A 14,249-nucleotide genomic window follows, 5' to 3' on the forward strand; every position below is an offset into this window, starting at 1 on the left:
CACGAACCGTGCTGATAAAAACAAGCGCAGGATTTTACCACGTTGCACGCGCCGGCGCACTGTTCATCTTGTGCTGCCCGGCGCCCTCAATGCGGCCAGGCGAAGCTGCCGACCAGCGACAGCGGGTAACGCTCCGGCTGCTGATAGCTGCGAATGCTCTCGGCCACCAGCGCGGAACGCAGGTTGGGCGCCTGCAAAATCTCGTCGGCGCTCAACCACAGGCAGCGATCGATGTCGTTGTCGTGCGGCTCGGTCGGCAGCGGCTGTTCCAGCTCGATGACGAAGCAAAACCGCAGGAACGGCGTGCGATCCGGCGCAATCCATTGGTGCAGACGTAAAAACGCCTGCGGCGTGGCGCGGATGCCGGTCTCTTCCCACAGCTCGCGCTCGGCGGCCTGCACCAGCGTCTCGTCGGCCTCCAGGTGGCCGGCCGGCTGGTTCCACAGCGCTTTGCCGTTGATGGTCTCTTCGACGACCAAAAATTTGCCGGCGGCGTGCACCACGCAGGCCACGGTGACGTGCGGTTTGAACATGCGGTCTCCTTACAGCGGTTTGTCGATGCGCCGATAGATATCGTCCAGCTCGGCGATGCGGGTGCGGTAGCTTTTGAGCAGACAGGCGGTGTCGCCACCGCACCGCTGGCGTTTTGCCAGCCAGGCCTGCTGGCTGTCCTGCATCGCGCCGCGCGCGCCCATGGCGAACAGGCCGCGCAGCAATTGGTATTGGGTGGCCATTTGCACATCCAAATCGTTCAGCGTGCGGTTGGCGCAGATGGCTTGCTCATCGCGGCTTGCCGCCTTGGCGCAGTCGAAGCTGGCGGCCTGGGCGGCGAACGGGGCCGCCAGAGCGGCGAGCAGCAGCGCGATCGGCGTGGATTTCATGGCGCCTCCATCAGTTATCGGTCTACAGAGAATCGATGCTTTTCCATTCACCAGGCTGCAGTGAGCCCAGCGAAAGATTACCCATACTGTAGCGAATCAGGCGCAGGGTAGGGAACCCGATATGCGCCGTCATGCGACGCACCTGGCGGTTTCGCCCTTCGAACAGGGTGATTTTCAGCCAACTGGTGGGGATGGATTTACGCTCGCGGATCGGCGGGTTGCGCGGCCATAGCCACTGAGGCTCGGCCACCAACTCAACACCGGCGGGCAGCGTCGGGCCGTCTTTCAGCGTGACGCCGGAGCGCAATGGCGCCAAATCGCTCTCCTGCGGCGCGCCCTCGACCTGCACATAGTAGATTTTGCCGGTGCGCTTGCCCGGCTGGGTGAGCTGTGCCTGCAGCTGGCCGTCGTTGGTCAGCACCAGCAGCCCTTCGCTGTCGCGATCCAGGCGCCCGGCGGCGTAAACGTCGGGGAAGGGGATGTACTCTTTCAGCGTGGCGCGGCCGGCTTCATCGGTGAACTGCGGCAGCACATCGAAGGGCTTGTTGAATAACACAATTCGACGCGGCCCCTTCGGCGCGGCGGGTTTGGCGGCATTCGGCTTGCTGAATCGTTTAACGTTGTGATTTCTAACAGAGAATTTTTTCATAACAGTTGAGATTACGGATGATAAGCGCATTATAACCGAATCCGTTTCGGATTGGCGCGGACCGAATATTCAAGTAGTATCTACACGCATCTTACAAAGCATTAACAAAATTGCGCTTGAAGGAGAGGTTGATGGAAAGCAAAGTAGTTGTTCCGGCAGAAGGTAAAAAAATCACGGTTGACGCCCAGGGTAAACTGGTTGTTCCTCATAACCCGATCATCCCGTTCATCGAAGGCGACGGCATCGGCGTTGACGTGACTCCTGCCATGATCCACGTGGTTGATGCGGCCGTTAAAAAGGCTTACCACGGCGAACGTAAAATCTCCTGGATGGAAATCTACACCGGCGAAAAATCTACCCACGTTTACGGTAAAGACGTGTGGCTGCCGGACGAAACTCTGGACCTGATCCGCGACTACCGCGTCGCCATCAAAGGCCCCCTGACCACCCCGGTCGGCGGCGGCATCCGTTCTCTGAACGTGGCCCTGCGCCAGCAGCTGGACCTGTACGTGTGCCTGCGCCCGGTGCGTTACTACCAGGGCACCCCAAGCCCGGTGAAACAGCCTGAGCTGACCGACATGGTGATCTTCCGCGAAAACGCCGAAGACATCTACGCCGGCATCGAGTGGAAAGCCGGCTCCGCCGAAGCGGACAAAGTGATCAAATTCCTGCGCGACGAAATGGGCGTGAAGAAAATCCGCTTCCCGGAGCAGTGCGGTATCGGCGTGAAGCCATGCTCTGAAGAAGGGACCAAGCGTCTGGTGCGCGCGGCGATCGAATACGCCATCACCAACGACCGCGACTCCGTGACCCTGGTTCACAAAGGCAACATCATGAAGTTCACCGAAGGTGCCTTCAAGGATTGGGGCTATGAGCTGGCGCGCGAAGAGTTCGGCGGCGAGCTGATCGACGGCGGCCCATGGCTGAAGATCAAGAACCCGAACACCGGCAAAGAGATCGTGGTTAAAGATGTGATCGCCGACGCCTTCCTGCAGCAAATCCTGCTGCGCCCGGCGGAATACGACGTGATCGCCTGTATGAACCTGAACGGCGACTACATCTCCGACGCCCTGGCGGCCCAGGTAGGCGGTATCGGCATCGCGCCGGGCGCCAACATCGGCTCTGACTGCGCGCTGTTCGAAGCGACTCACGGCACCGCGCCGAAGTACGCCGGCCAGGACAAAGTGAACCCAGGCTCCATCATCCTGTCCGCAGAGATGATGCTGCGTCACATGGGCTGGTTCGAAGCGGCTGACCTGATCGTTAAAGGCATGGAAGGCGCCATCGCCGCCAAGACCGTGACCTATGACTTCGAACGCCTGATGGAAGGCGCTAAGCTGCTGAAATGTTCAGAGTTTGGCGACGCTATCGTTAAACACATGTAATTTTCAGCATTGCTGAAAATGTTACCGGGGGCTTCGGCTCCCGTTGTTTTTTCCCTTTCACCAAATCCTTCTGCAAAACTCCTGCAAAATTCTTCTGCAAAACTCAGCGCTCTACTCTCCTAAGTGAAGAAAAATATTGTTGAAGAGGCTGTGATTTATTGGTTGACAAAATCATGAAAAAACGAAAAGATGTGGTTGACGAATTCACAGATAAGCGAAAAGATGATGACTCAAGAGAACCTCAAACCGTGTTACGAAATACAACCTCTTCTTGATGAAGTGTCCGTGAATCGACTGCTGCATGAAATTGCAAATGTCTTGGGCAGTTTATCGTTTAATGAGCATGAGTTAGACGATAAGTGGATCAAAGGATGCAGAGCATATGCTTGGGTTAAGAACCATCTAGAAGCGAACTATAGAAATATTCCAGGTGTTGCAATTGTTAGCGATCGGATGGATTTCGTTTTTAGCCTCCATAGTGTACCACTTCAATTTGTTACGGATAAAGTCGATACTCCTCGCAAAAGGCACCGTCTGTTGCGAAATGAAGCCGAATTCCGACAAATGTCTTTATTCTCGGATGCAGAACCTGAGCAAGAAACGACATGGCGAATTTTTGCTGAGAAATTTTTTGATCTAGGGAATCCTGATGAAGATATGTTGCCAACCTGGATCGTGTCTTTAGCAGGGTTTAACTCATATGGCGCTATGATAAGTAAGGTTGAATTGCATTCTAAAGTCAGCGCCCCTGTAGAAAGTACTGATGTAAGTGACCTTCCAGAAGCGGCTGATATTCCTGCGGCACCTCTTAAACGTCGCGTGAAAGATGATCAGAAGCGTAACGATAGTGATCAAAATGGAACTGTTTGATTCAGAAATAACCTATCGAGGTGATAGGTTAAAGTTAGCGCGTTTAGCTAAGGGCTTATCTGGTGAAGACCTTGCATCTGTGCTAGGCGTAACAAAGCAGTATATTAGCAAACTTGAACGTGGCTTTACTCCAAGCAGCGCTATGGTGGCTACTTTGGCTGATTACTTAAATGTCGATGAGGGATTTTTCTTTACGGAAAGGAGAATGCCTCTTGATAGTGAGAACTGTCATTTTAGAAGTAAGAAATCGCGTACCCAGACTTTAACTAACTGCGTCCTTTCGCGTGCAGAAATTCTTGATGTTTTAGTGGGGAATATTGAAGAGGAAATAGAGCTTCCAGCACTGAATATTCCGGATATTTCCCATATGCCTCTATCTAATGATACTGACATTGAGCGAGTTTCAGAAGAGTGTCGTCGTTATTGGGGGTTAGGTTTAGGCCCTATATCTTCAATGATTAATTTTGTTGAAAGTATAGGTGTTGTCGTTGCGCATGTATCTGGAGTGGATGATAGAGTTGACGCTTTTACTGTGCATAATAAACGACCATTGATAATAAGAAATAGTGCTAAAAAAAGCGTATGCCGTTTTCGGTCTGATCTTGGTCATGAGTTAGGTCACCTTGTATTACATGAGGGAATTATTACTGGCGATAAACTGACGGAACATCAAGCTGATCATTTTTCAAGTGCATTTTTAGTTCCAAGGCTGTCATTTATTAAAGAGTTTCCTAAAATGAGAGGAAGCCATTTAGACTGGAATGCATTGGTTGAGTTTAAGGTTCGATGGAAAATCAGCCTCAGAATGTGTCTCTATCGCGCCTCTGTGCTTGGCATTATAAGTCCTGAGCAAATGAGACGAGGATTTATCCATCTTAATTCTAGAGGTTTTGTTGGTATAGAAAAAGGCGATGATAGAATCCCTAAGGAAGAACCAAGCATAATAGCTAATGCTGTTGGCATGTTAGATGATTATACTTGGAGCTGTGTATTGGAAAAATCAGCCTTAAAATCATCGTTTGTGAAAGAAGTGTTCTCAATTGATAGACCGCTTTTTGGCGATGATGGGAAATTGGTTTCAATATTTAAGTATAAGAATTTTGGTTAAGTTGAAGGACCTCTATGTATCGAGGTCCAATCTATTTGCTAAATGGCTACGACCTTCCATTCTTTACCTCGGGCATCATTATAACGATCAGTTTGACGTTGGGATTTGTGCCCTAACAAATCCTTAGTATTGATTTTTTGTTCCCGGTATAAGCGCTCCGCCAGCGAACGGATCTCGTGAAAGCTGGGAGGGGTACCTTTACTCCAAGACAACCCCGATAGCTCACGGATTTTTTTAAAACTTGTGCTGATAGTGTTGGGCTTAACCATACCTCCCCGCCTGGCCATTGCCGTATTGTGCGTGTAGTGGACAAGGTAAGGGCTGACGATATGATCCCGGCACTGAGTGATTACCTGTTCCAGGGTCATGCCAATGGCATCACAGCGAAGGGATAGCGGGATCGCGACCTTAGCCCCGGTTTTTATCTGTTCAACGTGTAGGTGGCCGTCCCACACGTCAGAAAACTGCATTTTGCTAATGTCGCCCTGTCGCTGGGCTGTAACGAGGCCCAGCAACATCGCATTTTTCATGTACTCGAACGGTGGTGGCGTTACGCTAAGCATGGTATTGAATTCATCTAAGATCATACGTTCACGGCCTATGCGGTTATGTGGATTTTTTGTAGCCTCGGCCGGGTTGTACCCTGGAGGAACTTCGCCGGCGTGCTGGGCTTCTTTGAAAACATCGATCAAAGTTGTTCTGACGACTTGGGCCATTCTTGAGTGGCCCTGCTTTTTGTAATCATCCAGAATGTCAGCAATATCGCGGGTATCGACATCACATATAGGTTTAGAGGCCAATGCGTTACGCATAGCTTTAACGGGTGCTATCTTTTGCTTCACAGTGTTCTCAGAAATTTCATTTGCGGCCTTGCGCTCCTCCTGGATAACCAGATAACGATCCAGCCATGTTGAAACGCTGATGCTCCCGCCGACCGCACGGCTCAGCTTGTCCCGTACCGCCAGTGTGTTACGCAGCTGCTGTTCCGATAATCGATTATTGGCTTCAATAGCTATTGCTTTCGCTTCTTCGGCATTTGTCCCTAAACCATGAACAGTTCCTGTGAGCGGATGTTTATATTTCCAATATATGCGCTGTGTTCTTTTATCTGTGCTGCAATACAGCCCTGGGATGTTTAACGCAAATTTACGAGGCCTGCCCATCATTTAAAATCCTCAGCAAACGGGGATCGTCGTTTTTCTTTGTCACAGGTTTGCATGAAAGCCCTATATACCTAGCTCCTTTGTCAACACGCCAATAGCGACCGGCTTTCTTTGCCGGTGGGTCAATCATGTTGTTTTTTGCATAATGAAGAATGGTTGTGTAACTCGGGCAATCGTCTTCTCCGAACTCCTCTATCGCCCAGTCCATTAATAACTGAGTACGTGCCATTGGTCATACCTCGAACGATATAACCGACCAGCAGGGTAACTTGCTGGCCGGTAAATTTTTGACTTTAAAAAATCAGTTATCGGACTTGCAAAGAGCGAGGGCCGGTTTCAAGGTGTGCGCCTTTAATCTCAGTGCCGGCCAAGATTGCTTTTTTAAGCTCATCTTTCTTTACCTTATTAACCACTTCAGTGAATGACTCTACGAACTCATCCGGTAGTAATTCCTCGTCATCGATAACCAGCGATTGCGAACCTTTACGAGCTGTAAAGGTGTTCAGATCGGTTTTAATCGTGTCAGAACCTGATGTTAGCAAGCATTCAAGTATATATTTTTTAAGCAGCCCCGCCTGGTTCTCCCAGCTCTTCTTGCGGGCTGCGAGACGCTTAGATTCAGCATCGCAAACATTGGCTTGGCCTTCAAAACCACGTACAACGGCTATGGTCGCATCCAGCTTGTCGCCGATCATGCCTTCCAACCCTTCGAGGGTGTCCTTTATCATCTCTGGGGTAAGCTCGCCATCTTCGGCCAATGCCTGAAGCTTTTTCATTTCGATTGCTAAATCGATAGTTCTGGTGCTCATTATTTTTTCTCCTCTTCAAATTTAGCCAGACATTCAACCTTAATTTCCTCCAGCCGGGTCAGGCGGCTTTCGAGGTATTTAACATGTTCCGTATCTGCAACAGCCTTTGCGCTCTTAATATGAGAACCAATTACACGAGTAAGGGATGAGCAAATTTTTGTCACTTCATTGCTTGTAACCGCTTCTCGCATCGTTTTTGTATTGGCCTTAAAACGTTCGTCCAATTCTTTTCTTAATCGGACGGAGTCGTCAGCCTTGGCACTGGCATTTTTTATGTTGTGCTCATATTCGTTTTCTTGTGTGTATTCGTTATCTTCGAACATACCCAAATAAACATCAGCGCTAAATCCAAGCGATGACAGGGCTTTTGTTGTGGCATCAGTGAGGCTTTTTTTGCTTGGCTCCTCTTCAACGCTCAGACCAAACTTACTTGCATACAGGTATTTGGTGTGGCCGTATGCGATGATCTCTCCGCGTGCACCAGCGTGGATGTACCAGAGCATTATCTTCATCGTGTGATTGAGAGACGTAAGGATTTTTCCATCCCCATCACGCATGACTTTCTTACCCGTTTCACGGCCGGCGCTATCAATAATGCCTTCCATTAAAGGGATACCGGGATCGAAGCGTTCTTCAAGCACATCAACGCCCCAACCAATACCGAATGGGCCGAATATTTCCGTGGCGCGCATATATTGGTATGTCGGCCGAATGCTCGTTACTGTGCGAATAACTTTTCCGCTATTGTCGCGGGTGTCTTTCCGTTTAGTTCGAGCTGGGTCAGTCCGCTGAACGCGTTTCCAAATATCGAGGTTTTTCGCTGCATCGCCTTCTTTGGAGTCCAGCTCTTTTTCGAGTACAGATGCGCGAGTTTGGAAATCGTCTGTGGTAATTTCATCGTCAGCGGTTGGTGCTTTATTTTCAGATTGCACCGCTGCTTTAGCTGTCGTTACAGATTGGGAAGGGGTAACCAGAGTTTCGTTGGCTGGTTCAATCGTTTTTTCCGAATTCCCCATCAATCCGTCAATGCTAAATTTGCCATCACCCAGGCTCTGTACTTTGAGCGATTCATCCTGGTCTGATGGCTCTTTTTGCTGGCTGTCAGCGGCCTTGCTTGCCGTATTTAAGGCTGGCTTTTCTTCTGCTTCAAAAGTCATCCCACAGCGTTCAGAGAGGCATTTGTGAATGAATTTCCGCCTCATGTCCGGGTTTGTGGAAAACTCGGGATATGAAAGCCCAGCGGTGATCATTTTGAAAATGATTTCGCGATCGATGTCTAGTATGCCGACAATAACCCGCAAGGACATACTCCATGCCCGCCATGTTTGATCTCGCTGGTTGATCAACTCCTTTGCTGCCGTTACATCTGCCGCTTTGGCGTGTAATGGATTAACGCCTTTGATTGCTAATGCGATTTCATTGTCGAGCATGTCGTAAGTGCGAGTAACGGTCACATCTTTATTAGCGGCTGCTGGTGTCCTGTCGGCATTTGCGGTTTGTACCCAGGTATCTGCAAACTTTTTGACCTCTGGCCATGTTGTCATCGCCGGTGATTTCGCCTGGATAGCTTCAATCAACTTTTCCACCGAGGTAACCAGCATTGACTTAACTTGTGGTACGCGGGGCAGAGCATCAACAATCGCGCGCAGACGTTGTTCAGCCTCGTCATCGTTGATCAGGTCATATGCGTTAGAAAGGTGCTCCATATCGACAGCATCAGGCTCTGCGCCGTACATCAAGATATATGCGACCCGGACGTCGATAGGCAGTTCGAAAATCGTTTTTGACGATGTGAGTCCTGCCTCACCATTTCCATCCTGCTCTGGAAGCTCGATTGCCTCGTATTCTTTAGTTTCTTCATTCCACTGATTTTTAGTCATCCAATCAGCGTCGAATTGATCAACGGGCGGCCGTGGTAGCCCTTCGCGATCAGCGCAAATTTTGGGTTTGAAAAAGTTACTGGTGGAATTGGGGAAAGCCTCTTCCAGTAGCATTGTCGCTTTCATTTCTGCCAGCTTGGCGTTCTTGGCCTCAACGGCAATTGCTAATGCAACGGTGCCATTTGCCGCAGCTGATTTTTTAGGGGGGAACCCACACGTAAATAAAGGCATTGGTCATTCCTCGCTTACATTTCTTTGGAAATAGATTTATGAGCTGTGATTAACTCGTTGAGAACTGCGTTGGGTAAAACATGGCGTAATGAAATTGCGTCACAGTTCTTTACTTGCTCGACAGCCAATGAAAGCAACTCTTCGACGGTAATGAAACCGACTTCCACCAGGTCTTTAACGGTTGAAATAACCGCATTATTAGATGTGGTGATAATTGCCTGCATTGGGTGGTCGCTTTCTGAACTGATAATGTTCACCGAGCAGGCTAAAACGCTAAAGGTTGTCTTTCTCATCTGGATCTCGCTATACTTATGGCGTCCAGTGGTGGAAGCCATTGGTCATACCTCGCAGGAGTCGGTTTGGTCGCTGACTCCGCCGTCACCGGGACGTTAAGCCGGTAGACTGGCCCGCCTTGTGCGGGCCTTTTTTACTTTCTAATCGCAATAACTACGGTTGCAGTGAGGGCAACCAGTAACCAGTTGAGAACCTGCGCGACGTACTGAAATACCAGTGACCGAAATTCCATTATCCATGCGTGCGTAAATATCCTTTTTGCAGCGAAAGCAAATTCCATCTAACGGGGCAAAATGAGGAGCGCGGCTTTCTTCACAGTATTTTTTTTGAGCTAAGCACGATGACTCGGAGTCGAATGCATTTTCAACGTCCAAAAACTCAATGCCTGCTGGAGTTGCGATAGCGCCGAAAAATGGAACTTGGTCGCTACCGTCACCCTCATACGCCATTGGTTTGCAAATGTTTATGTATTCTGGGTGAAGCTTCTGTATTTCACGTAGTTGCATGGCGATGTGGCGAGCATATATATCAGCTCCACCACGAATGCTATCTAATGCATCAATTAGTCGCTGTTCCATATTCTTCTCCTTTTGTTATTAAAATGCGCCCTGCGAGTTGACGCCCCGGATGGGAAACGCTGGACGCATATCAATAACTTCAAAAAGCCCCGCCAGCGACGGCGGGGAAGACTACACAGCAATTACTGGATTGATAACACGCTGATATTTAATGAGCGAATGCCGGCTTTGGGGGGGATTAGATCGATAGTTTCGCCAAGAGGTATACGCTCAAAACGACGGATAACAGCTTCAATCGCACACATTTCGCAATGCTCGTAACCAATATCTTTGCCATTGTGGGTGATAGCGAAAGGATGCTGGTTTTGATGCTCATTTTCGGGCAGGGCGATGTAACCGGCGGTTTCGTCATTTGAAAACACTTTAGCTACGTTTTTGCTGACCAGCGCTAATTTGAAAATTATTTCCTTGCTCATTGGTCGTACTCCGATTTTAGGTAATGGTGATCCGTAGCTAAATTAATTAGCTAGAGAAAAATTAAATTAGGTGCCGGTTACGTTTCCGGCGTCGTATTACCTACCTCTACGGGCGGAATATACGACCGTTCCCTGGTGTTGCATTTTCAATGAGTGCCGGCAGGCTCGAAATAAGGTGGAACGCTGCGAGCCTCGAACGCTGACTTGATTGCCCGAAGATTGCCGGTAGGTTCGAACCGATATACTTTGCAGTGAATATCGTAATGAGCCATCCATGCAGCGCCGGTGCGTTTATTACGGTATCTGGCTTGCTTGCCGCTATGTGGAATAGTTGTATTGATCATTGGTCATACCTCGGAGATTCTCCGCGCTTTATCGCGGTGGGTGTTATAACTTCGGCAGTTCGCGGAATTTACCGTAACTGGACTGATCAACAAAAATGCTGATTTCATCCCCTTGATCATCGATAACACGCACGCACTTTCCATCAGAGCAAGTGCTTTCGATGTCATATTGCTTACCAGCGGTAAGGTAGCCGACAGCCTCTTCGCTTGGGGTGATACATAGGACTGTTGCTTTCATCGTGTAACCCTCTGCCGTGTAGTGAAATCCATTGGTCATACCTCGCCGTCTTTCCGGCTGTCAGAACTTTGTACCTGAGCACTGCTGTGCTGTTGATGTGTTGATTAAATATCATATTTATATAAGTGTCAATATTATATTTATAGTCTTTCTGGAGATGAAAAAAAACCGCCACAGGGGCGGTGAGTAACTTTCTGATTTTTAGAGAGTTATCCTCTCATTTTTTTTAGTTCCTCGAACATGCTGTCGTAAAAATCAGCCTGCTTTTTTACATTCTCTAGAAATTCTTGCTTGGCTTTGCTTGTAAGCTTATGAAAGTAAAATAAAAGTTCTTTATCTTCATCATTTAGCTTTGTTGGCGAAACAGAACTATTACCGGCATCTAAGTGATTGAAAGGTAATCCATAATCTTGCTCAATCCGCCTGGCAGTTTTATCAGTGAAGGCGGCTTTCCCATTAACTAGATCTTCAAAAAATCCAGCTTCTTCTTCGGGGAATCCAGGCTCGCTAAACCAATCAGCAAGGCGTTTGGCTCGATGCGCGTTCAACTCATGGAGTTCGGGGCCACCTTCCAATATCCAATCCACCGATACGCCAGTAGCCGCGGCAATCTTCTTAGCGGAGGCTTTTCCAACCTCACCCCGATTGAACCAGCCATTAACGGCCTGAGCACTGACTCCTGCCATACGCGCAAGATCAGCTTTTTTCAGGTCTTTCATATGCATAAGAAGAGCCATGCGCTCTTCGAATGCTAACACTGGATTCGATATTTTTTCTTTCATTTCATGATTATAAACATTAGGTTTAATGCATCAACTACATATTTTGTTGACATTCTTTATAAATAAATTATTTAATGTCCGTGTCGTTAACCTATGGAGTCCAAAATGACAGTGCTAGACGAAGTAATTAAAAACTTTAGGAGTGCTTCTGGTTTAGCTAAGGCGCTAGAAGTAACACCTATGACCGTAAGCCAATGGAGGCATCGAGATAAGGGGAAAGTGCCAGAACGACACTTGATGAAAATTTACGAACTCACGGGGATTACCCCCCATGAACTTCGGCCGGATATTCATCCTAACCCTACGTCCGGATTGCCACTGAATATCAACAATAGCATCGCGGACGATTAAGGACTGACTTATGGAAATCAATTATGAAGCGATCTGCATTGAGCTACGCCGCTGGGCCAATGCGACAAAACGGGAAACGGTGGCTGCGGAGATTACTCAGCACTATTTCGAGTTAGGTGGCGGTGATCTGCCTTTGTATCCGATCGAGGCTCCTGGGGCGACACATAACAACATGCAAAATATTTTCCGCTGGTTGGATAGTGGCAGCAGGAAAGCGAAAGTAAAAATCGAAGCCTTAAAGCCTGCAATTTTGAAGGCGTTGGAGCAGCGGCGTTACGGAACAATCCAGTATCAGGTGGCAAGGGCGCAAAAGGAATTTGCCGAGGCCGTCAGTGCCGCACTGCTGGAGTTGCCGGAAGCGGACGAGGAAATCAACGACGCAATAGAAGCGTTGCATGTGTTACGAAGCAGACCCCATAGCGGCATTTACTGCCGGGGATAACGAGGTATGACCAATGGCTAATTACTGTGAAGACTGCGGCACGAAAAAATATAGCAGCGGCTTTTGCCCAAATTGTCAGGAGGAATCGTGCATTTATCACGACCAATATATGAACCCTGATTATCTCGGCGATGGGGAAATGATGGCGCCACCCGATGCTGATTCAGAATTTATGCGGAAGGTTCGAGAACAAAGTATTTAACGAGGTATGACCAATGGCTAATTTTACGAAAGAACAGGTTGAGGTGCAGATCCGCGATCAATTGGTACGTGAAGGTATTTCAATCGATGTGGCTCGTTCGGCGGCAATGCGTGGTGCTAATCATTACGCGAGCCGGCCAAATGCAACTATCGCAAGCAGTATAGCGATCGCCAAAACCTATGCGAAACCATTAAAGCGTGTGAAAGGGAAGCCAAATTGCAACGCCAATTCTCGCAAAAAGTAACGCTATCAGCGTTACAAAGTTAATACAGTCGAGGCGTATATGGCATCAAGTTGGATAAAAGTCGAAGTAATTACTCCAGATAAGCCGGAGGTATACCAGCTTGCTGAATTGTTGGAATTAGACCCTGATGCGGTACTCGGTAAGCTGATCCGCCTGTGGTCTTGGGCAGATCAACAAACAATTGACGGTAACGCAGATTGTAACGCTGTGAGCGTTACTAAAAGTGCGATAGATCGGATCACTTTTGTGAGAGGTTTCGCCGAAGCAATGCTGAAAGTTGGATGGTTGGCTCTGGATGGCGAAAAGTTGGTTTTTCCAAACTTCGAGCGGCATAACGGGAATTCCACTAAAAAACGGGCACTTACAAATAGGCGCGTTGCAAATTTACGCGATTCGCAACGCAGTGAAGCACCAAACAGTAACGCTCACAGCGTTACAAAAAAGGCACAAAAGGGGTTACCAGATGAAGATGAAGAGGAAGAAGAAGATATAAAAGATCCCCCCTTACCCCCCAAGGGGAACGGGGAGGGGCAATTTGATTTTAATTCGATTGAACTACCCGAATGGCTATCGCCTGAAATATGGCGTCAGTGGGGAGAGTTTTGCATCGAACTGGGGAAACCGGTGAAAACAAAACGTGCGGCAATGGCGAACATTAAGCGGCTGGAGGAGTTTCGGCAGCAGGGGCATTCACCCGACTCGGTGATTCTGCACTGTATCGCGAACGACTGGAAAACGTTATCACCACCGCTTGTTTCGCATCCGGTATCAAATTTTATTGATTTCGATGGGGCGTTTAACCGGCTAATTACTTCTCGCAAGAAGCCTCAGAACAGGGCGGAAGAAATTGCCAAGGAAAAATACTCGAAAGCTGGATTGCGGATGGCGAAAGAATTCGAGTGCCGTAACGCATGGCGGGGCTATTTAAGCCTGGCATACAAAGAAACCGGCGAGCAGCCGTACGTGGGAGGTTAGATGGAAACAAATACTATTAATCGGCTAGTGACGTGTGATTACTGCGGGAAGCCTGCCGCGCTGGTGAGGGGCTTTGTTATTTACCCGCACCGCAAGGATTTGGCGAATGGGTATTACTGGTCATGTGATCCATGTGGAGCTTATGTCGGCTGCCATCGAGACAGTAACGCGATGCCACTTGGCCGATTGGCGAATGCCCAGCTACGCGCCGCCAAGCGGCTTGCACACGCTGCCTTCGATCCCTTGTGGAAAGAGTTCGGGATGAAGCGGGCGGACGCGTACCAATGGCTGGCCGAACAACTCGGCATTCCTGGGGCTGAGTGCCACATCGGCATGTTCGATGTTGATATGTGCCGTCGTGTGCAGCGCGTGGCGACGGAATACAAGAATTCCCTGTAAGTACGAGG

General features: G+C 48.8%; 20 protein-coding genes. 8 read left to right on the top strand and 12 right to left on the bottom strand.

Annotated features, from left to right (window positions below; all coding sequences use genetic code 11):
- Nucleotides 1-86 precede the first annotated feature (86 nt).
- From ACMGG9_RS08995 to rluE, 3 genes are read right to left on the bottom strand one after another with little or no spacing between them, the layout of a single operon-like run.
- Nucleotides 87-533, bottom strand: a complete 447-nt coding sequence (locus ACMGG9_RS08995) for an NUDIX hydrolase (protein WP_176589504.1) — start codon at nt 531-533, stop codon at nt 87-89.
- A 9-nt stretch (nt 534-542) separates the two neighbouring features.
- Entirely contained in the window at nt 543-881 is a 339-nt protein-coding gene (locus tag ACMGG9_RS09000) for a lysozyme inhibitor LprI family protein (protein ID WP_033652068.1), read from the bottom strand.
- Between the two features lie 22 nt (nt 882-903).
- Nucleotides 904-1,530 (bottom strand): 23S rRNA pseudouridine(2457) synthase RluE, encoded by a 627-nt coding sequence (gene rluE / locus ACMGG9_RS09005; protein WP_043141474.1) that lies wholly within the window; start codon nt 1,528-1,530, stop codon nt 904-906.
- A gap of 131 nt (nt 1,531-1,661) precedes the next feature.
- Between rluE and icd the strand changes: the two genes are divergently transcribed.
- The 3 genes from icd to ACMGG9_RS09020 all read left to right on the top strand — a co-directional run bounded on the left by icd (nt 1,662) and on the right by ACMGG9_RS09020 (nt 4,893).
- Nucleotides 1,662-2,915 carry an NADP-dependent isocitrate dehydrogenase gene (gene icd, locus ACMGG9_RS09010; RefSeq protein WP_015377612.1) on the top strand — a complete coding sequence of 418 codons (1,254 nt, stop codon included), beginning with the start codon at nt 1,662-1,664 and terminating at the stop codon, nt 2,913-2,915.
- A 222-nt stretch (nt 2,916-3,137) separates the two neighbouring features.
- A complete protein-coding gene (locus ACMGG9_RS09015) occupies nt 3,138-3,785 on the top strand; it encodes a hypothetical protein (protein ID WP_060560430.1) in 648 nt (215 codons plus the stop codon).
- On the top strand, nt 3,772-4,893 hold the full coding sequence (locus ACMGG9_RS09020; protein ID WP_076606769.1) for a helix-turn-helix domain-containing protein: 1,122 nt from the start codon (nt 3,772-3,774) through the stop codon (nt 4,891-4,893). The genes ACMGG9_RS09015 and ACMGG9_RS09020 overlap by 14 nt, the downstream gene beginning before the upstream one ends.
- A 38-nt stretch (nt 4,894-4,931) precedes the next feature.
- On the opposite strand, the gene ACMGG9_RS09025 is transcribed toward ACMGG9_RS09020, so the two are convergent.
- The 9 genes from ACMGG9_RS09025 to ACMGG9_RS09065 all read right to left on the bottom strand — a co-directional run bounded on the left by ACMGG9_RS09025 (nt 4,932) and on the right by ACMGG9_RS09065 (nt 11,628).
- Nucleotides 4,932-6,059, bottom strand: coding sequence for a phage integrase Arm DNA-binding domain-containing protein (locus tag ACMGG9_RS09025; protein ID WP_060559385.1), 1,128 nt, complete (start codon nt 6,057-6,059; stop codon nt 4,932-4,934).
- Nucleotides 6,040-6,285, bottom strand: a complete 246-nt coding sequence (locus ACMGG9_RS09030) for an excisionase (RefSeq protein WP_076606770.1) — start codon at nt 6,283-6,285, stop codon at nt 6,040-6,042. Before ACMGG9_RS09030 ends, ACMGG9_RS09025 begins: the two co-directional genes overlap by 20 nt.
- A gap of 76 nt (nt 6,286-6,361) precedes the next feature.
- Nucleotides 6,362-6,865 carry a siphovirus Gp157 family protein gene (locus ACMGG9_RS09035; RefSeq protein ID WP_060559387.1) on the bottom strand — a complete coding sequence of 168 codons (504 nt, stop codon included), beginning with the start codon at nt 6,863-6,865 and terminating at the stop codon, nt 6,362-6,364.
- Nucleotides 6,865-8,976 (bottom strand): hypothetical protein, encoded by a 2,112-nt coding sequence (locus tag ACMGG9_RS09040; protein WP_346420479.1) that lies wholly within the window; start codon nt 8,974-8,976, stop codon nt 6,865-6,867. The genes ACMGG9_RS09035 and ACMGG9_RS09040 overlap by 1 nt, the downstream gene beginning before the upstream one ends.
- A 14-nt stretch (nt 8,977-8,990) precedes the next feature.
- Entirely contained in the window at nt 8,991-9,311 is a 321-nt protein-coding gene (locus ACMGG9_RS09045; RefSeq protein ID WP_060559391.1) for a hypothetical protein, read from the bottom strand.
- A gap of 99 nt (nt 9,312-9,410) precedes the next feature.
- Nucleotides 9,411-9,848, bottom strand: a complete 438-nt coding sequence (locus tag ACMGG9_RS09050) for a hypothetical protein (RefSeq protein WP_228392570.1) — start codon at nt 9,846-9,848, stop codon at nt 9,411-9,413.
- A gap of 122 nt (nt 9,849-9,970) precedes the next feature.
- On the bottom strand, nt 9,971-10,264 hold the full coding sequence (locus tag ACMGG9_RS09055) for a hypothetical protein (RefSeq protein WP_060559393.1): 294 nt from the start codon (nt 10,262-10,264) through the stop codon (nt 9,971-9,973).
- Between the two features lie 387 nt (nt 10,265-10,651).
- A complete protein-coding gene (locus ACMGG9_RS09060) occupies nt 10,652-10,846 on the bottom strand; it encodes a hypothetical protein (RefSeq protein WP_117189131.1) in 195 nt (64 codons plus the stop codon).
- A 209-nt stretch (nt 10,847-11,055) separates the two neighbouring features.
- Entirely contained in the window at nt 11,056-11,628 is a 573-nt protein-coding gene (locus ACMGG9_RS09065; RefSeq protein WP_060559397.1) for a helix-turn-helix domain-containing protein, read from the bottom strand.
- 105 nt (nt 11,629-11,733) lie between these two features.
- Here ACMGG9_RS09065 and ACMGG9_RS09070 point away from each other — a divergent pair, with 105 nt between their 5' ends.
- The 5 genes from ACMGG9_RS09070 (at nt 11,734) to ACMGG9_RS09090 (ending at nt 14,241) form a co-directional block, all read left to right on the top strand.
- Nucleotides 11,734-11,979: a transcriptional regulator gene (locus tag ACMGG9_RS09070; protein WP_076606772.1), complete on the top strand. Its 246-nt coding sequence runs from the start codon at nt 11,734-11,736 to the stop codon at nt 11,977-11,979.
- Nucleotides 11,980-11,989: 10 nt separating this feature from the next.
- Entirely contained in the window at nt 11,990-12,421 is a 432-nt protein-coding gene (locus ACMGG9_RS09075) for a toxin YdaT family protein (protein ID WP_060559398.1), read from the top strand.
- 215 nt (nt 12,422-12,636) lie between these two features.
- Nucleotides 12,637-12,867: a hypothetical protein gene (locus ACMGG9_RS09080; protein ID WP_075335059.1), complete on the top strand. Its 231-nt coding sequence runs from the start codon at nt 12,637-12,639 to the stop codon at nt 12,865-12,867.
- Nucleotides 12,868-12,906: 39 nt separating this feature from the next.
- Nucleotides 12,907-13,842 carry a hypothetical protein gene (locus ACMGG9_RS09085; protein WP_060559400.1) on the top strand — a complete coding sequence of 312 codons (936 nt, stop codon included), beginning with the start codon at nt 12,907-12,909 and terminating at the stop codon, nt 13,840-13,842.
- Nucleotides 13,843-14,241, top strand: a complete 399-nt coding sequence (locus ACMGG9_RS09090) for a zinc-finger-containing protein (protein ID WP_085337051.1) — start codon at nt 13,843-13,845, stop codon at nt 14,239-14,241.
- Nucleotides 14,242-14,249: the final 8 nt, after the last annotated feature.

The sequence above is a fragment of the Serratia sp. BNK-10 genome (assembly GCF_047456065.1).
Lineage (GTDB): Bacteria > Pseudomonadota > Gammaproteobacteria > Enterobacterales > Enterobacteriaceae > Serratia > Serratia ureilytica.

Coding starts and splice junctions, on each gene's coding strand:
- ACMGG9_RS08995 (WP_176589504.1), bottom strand. CDS start 533: ATGTTCAAACCGCACGTCACCGTGGCCTGCGTGGTGCACGCCGCCGGC.
- ACMGG9_RS09000 (WP_033652068.1), bottom strand. CDS start 881: ATGAAATCCACGCCGATCGCGCTGCTGCTCGCCGCTCTGGCGGCCCCG.
- rluE (WP_043141474.1), bottom strand. CDS start 1,530: ATGAAAAAATTCTCTGTTAGAAATCACAACGTTAAACGATTCAGCAAG.
- icd (WP_015377612.1), top strand. CDS start 1,662: ATGGAAAGCAAAGTAGTTGTTCCGGCAGAAGGTAAAAAAATCACGGTT.
- ACMGG9_RS09015 (WP_060560430.1), top strand. CDS start 3,138: ATGATGACTCAAGAGAACCTCAAACCGTGTTACGAAATACAACCTCTT.
- ACMGG9_RS09020 (WP_076606769.1), top strand. CDS start 3,772: ATGGAACTGTTTGATTCAGAAATAACCTATCGAGGTGATAGGTTAAAG.
- ACMGG9_RS09025 (WP_060559385.1), bottom strand. CDS start 6,059: ATGATGGGCAGGCCTCGTAAATTTGCGTTAAACATCCCAGGGCTGTAT.
- ACMGG9_RS09030 (WP_076606770.1), bottom strand. CDS start 6,285: ATGGCACGTACTCAGTTATTAATGGACTGGGCGATAGAGGAGTTCGGA.
- ACMGG9_RS09035 (WP_060559387.1), bottom strand. CDS start 6,865: ATGAGCACCAGAACTATCGATTTAGCAATCGAAATGAAAAAGCTTCAG.
- ACMGG9_RS09040 (WP_346420479.1), bottom strand. CDS start 8,976: ATGCCTTTATTTACGTGTGGGTTCCCCCCTAAAAAATCAGCTGCGGCA.
- ACMGG9_RS09045 (WP_060559391.1), bottom strand. CDS start 9,311: ATGGCTTCCACCACTGGACGCCATAAGTATAGCGAGATCCAGATGAGA.
- ACMGG9_RS09050 (WP_228392570.1), bottom strand. CDS start 9,848: ATGGAACAGCGACTAATTGATGCATTAGATAGCATTCGTGGTGGAGCT.
- ACMGG9_RS09055 (WP_060559393.1), bottom strand. CDS start 10,264: ATGAGCAAGGAAATAATTTTCAAATTAGCGCTGGTCAGCAAAAACGTA.
- ACMGG9_RS09060 (WP_117189131.1), bottom strand. CDS start 10,846: ATGAAAGCAACAGTCCTATGTATCACCCCAAGCGAAGAGGCTGTCGGC.
- ACMGG9_RS09065 (WP_060559397.1), bottom strand. CDS start 11,628: ATGAAAGAAAAAATATCGAATCCAGTGTTAGCATTCGAAGAGCGCATG.
- ACMGG9_RS09070 (WP_076606772.1), top strand. CDS start 11,734: ATGACAGTGCTAGACGAAGTAATTAAAAACTTTAGGAGTGCTTCTGGT.
- ACMGG9_RS09075 (WP_060559398.1), top strand. CDS start 11,990: ATGGAAATCAATTATGAAGCGATCTGCATTGAGCTACGCCGCTGGGCC.
- ACMGG9_RS09080 (WP_075335059.1), top strand. CDS start 12,637: ATGGCTAATTTTACGAAAGAACAGGTTGAGGTGCAGATCCGCGATCAA.
- ACMGG9_RS09085 (WP_060559400.1), top strand. CDS start 12,907: ATGGCATCAAGTTGGATAAAAGTCGAAGTAATTACTCCAGATAAGCCG.
- ACMGG9_RS09090 (WP_085337051.1), top strand. CDS start 13,843: ATGGAAACAAATACTATTAATCGGCTAGTGACGTGTGATTACTGCGGG.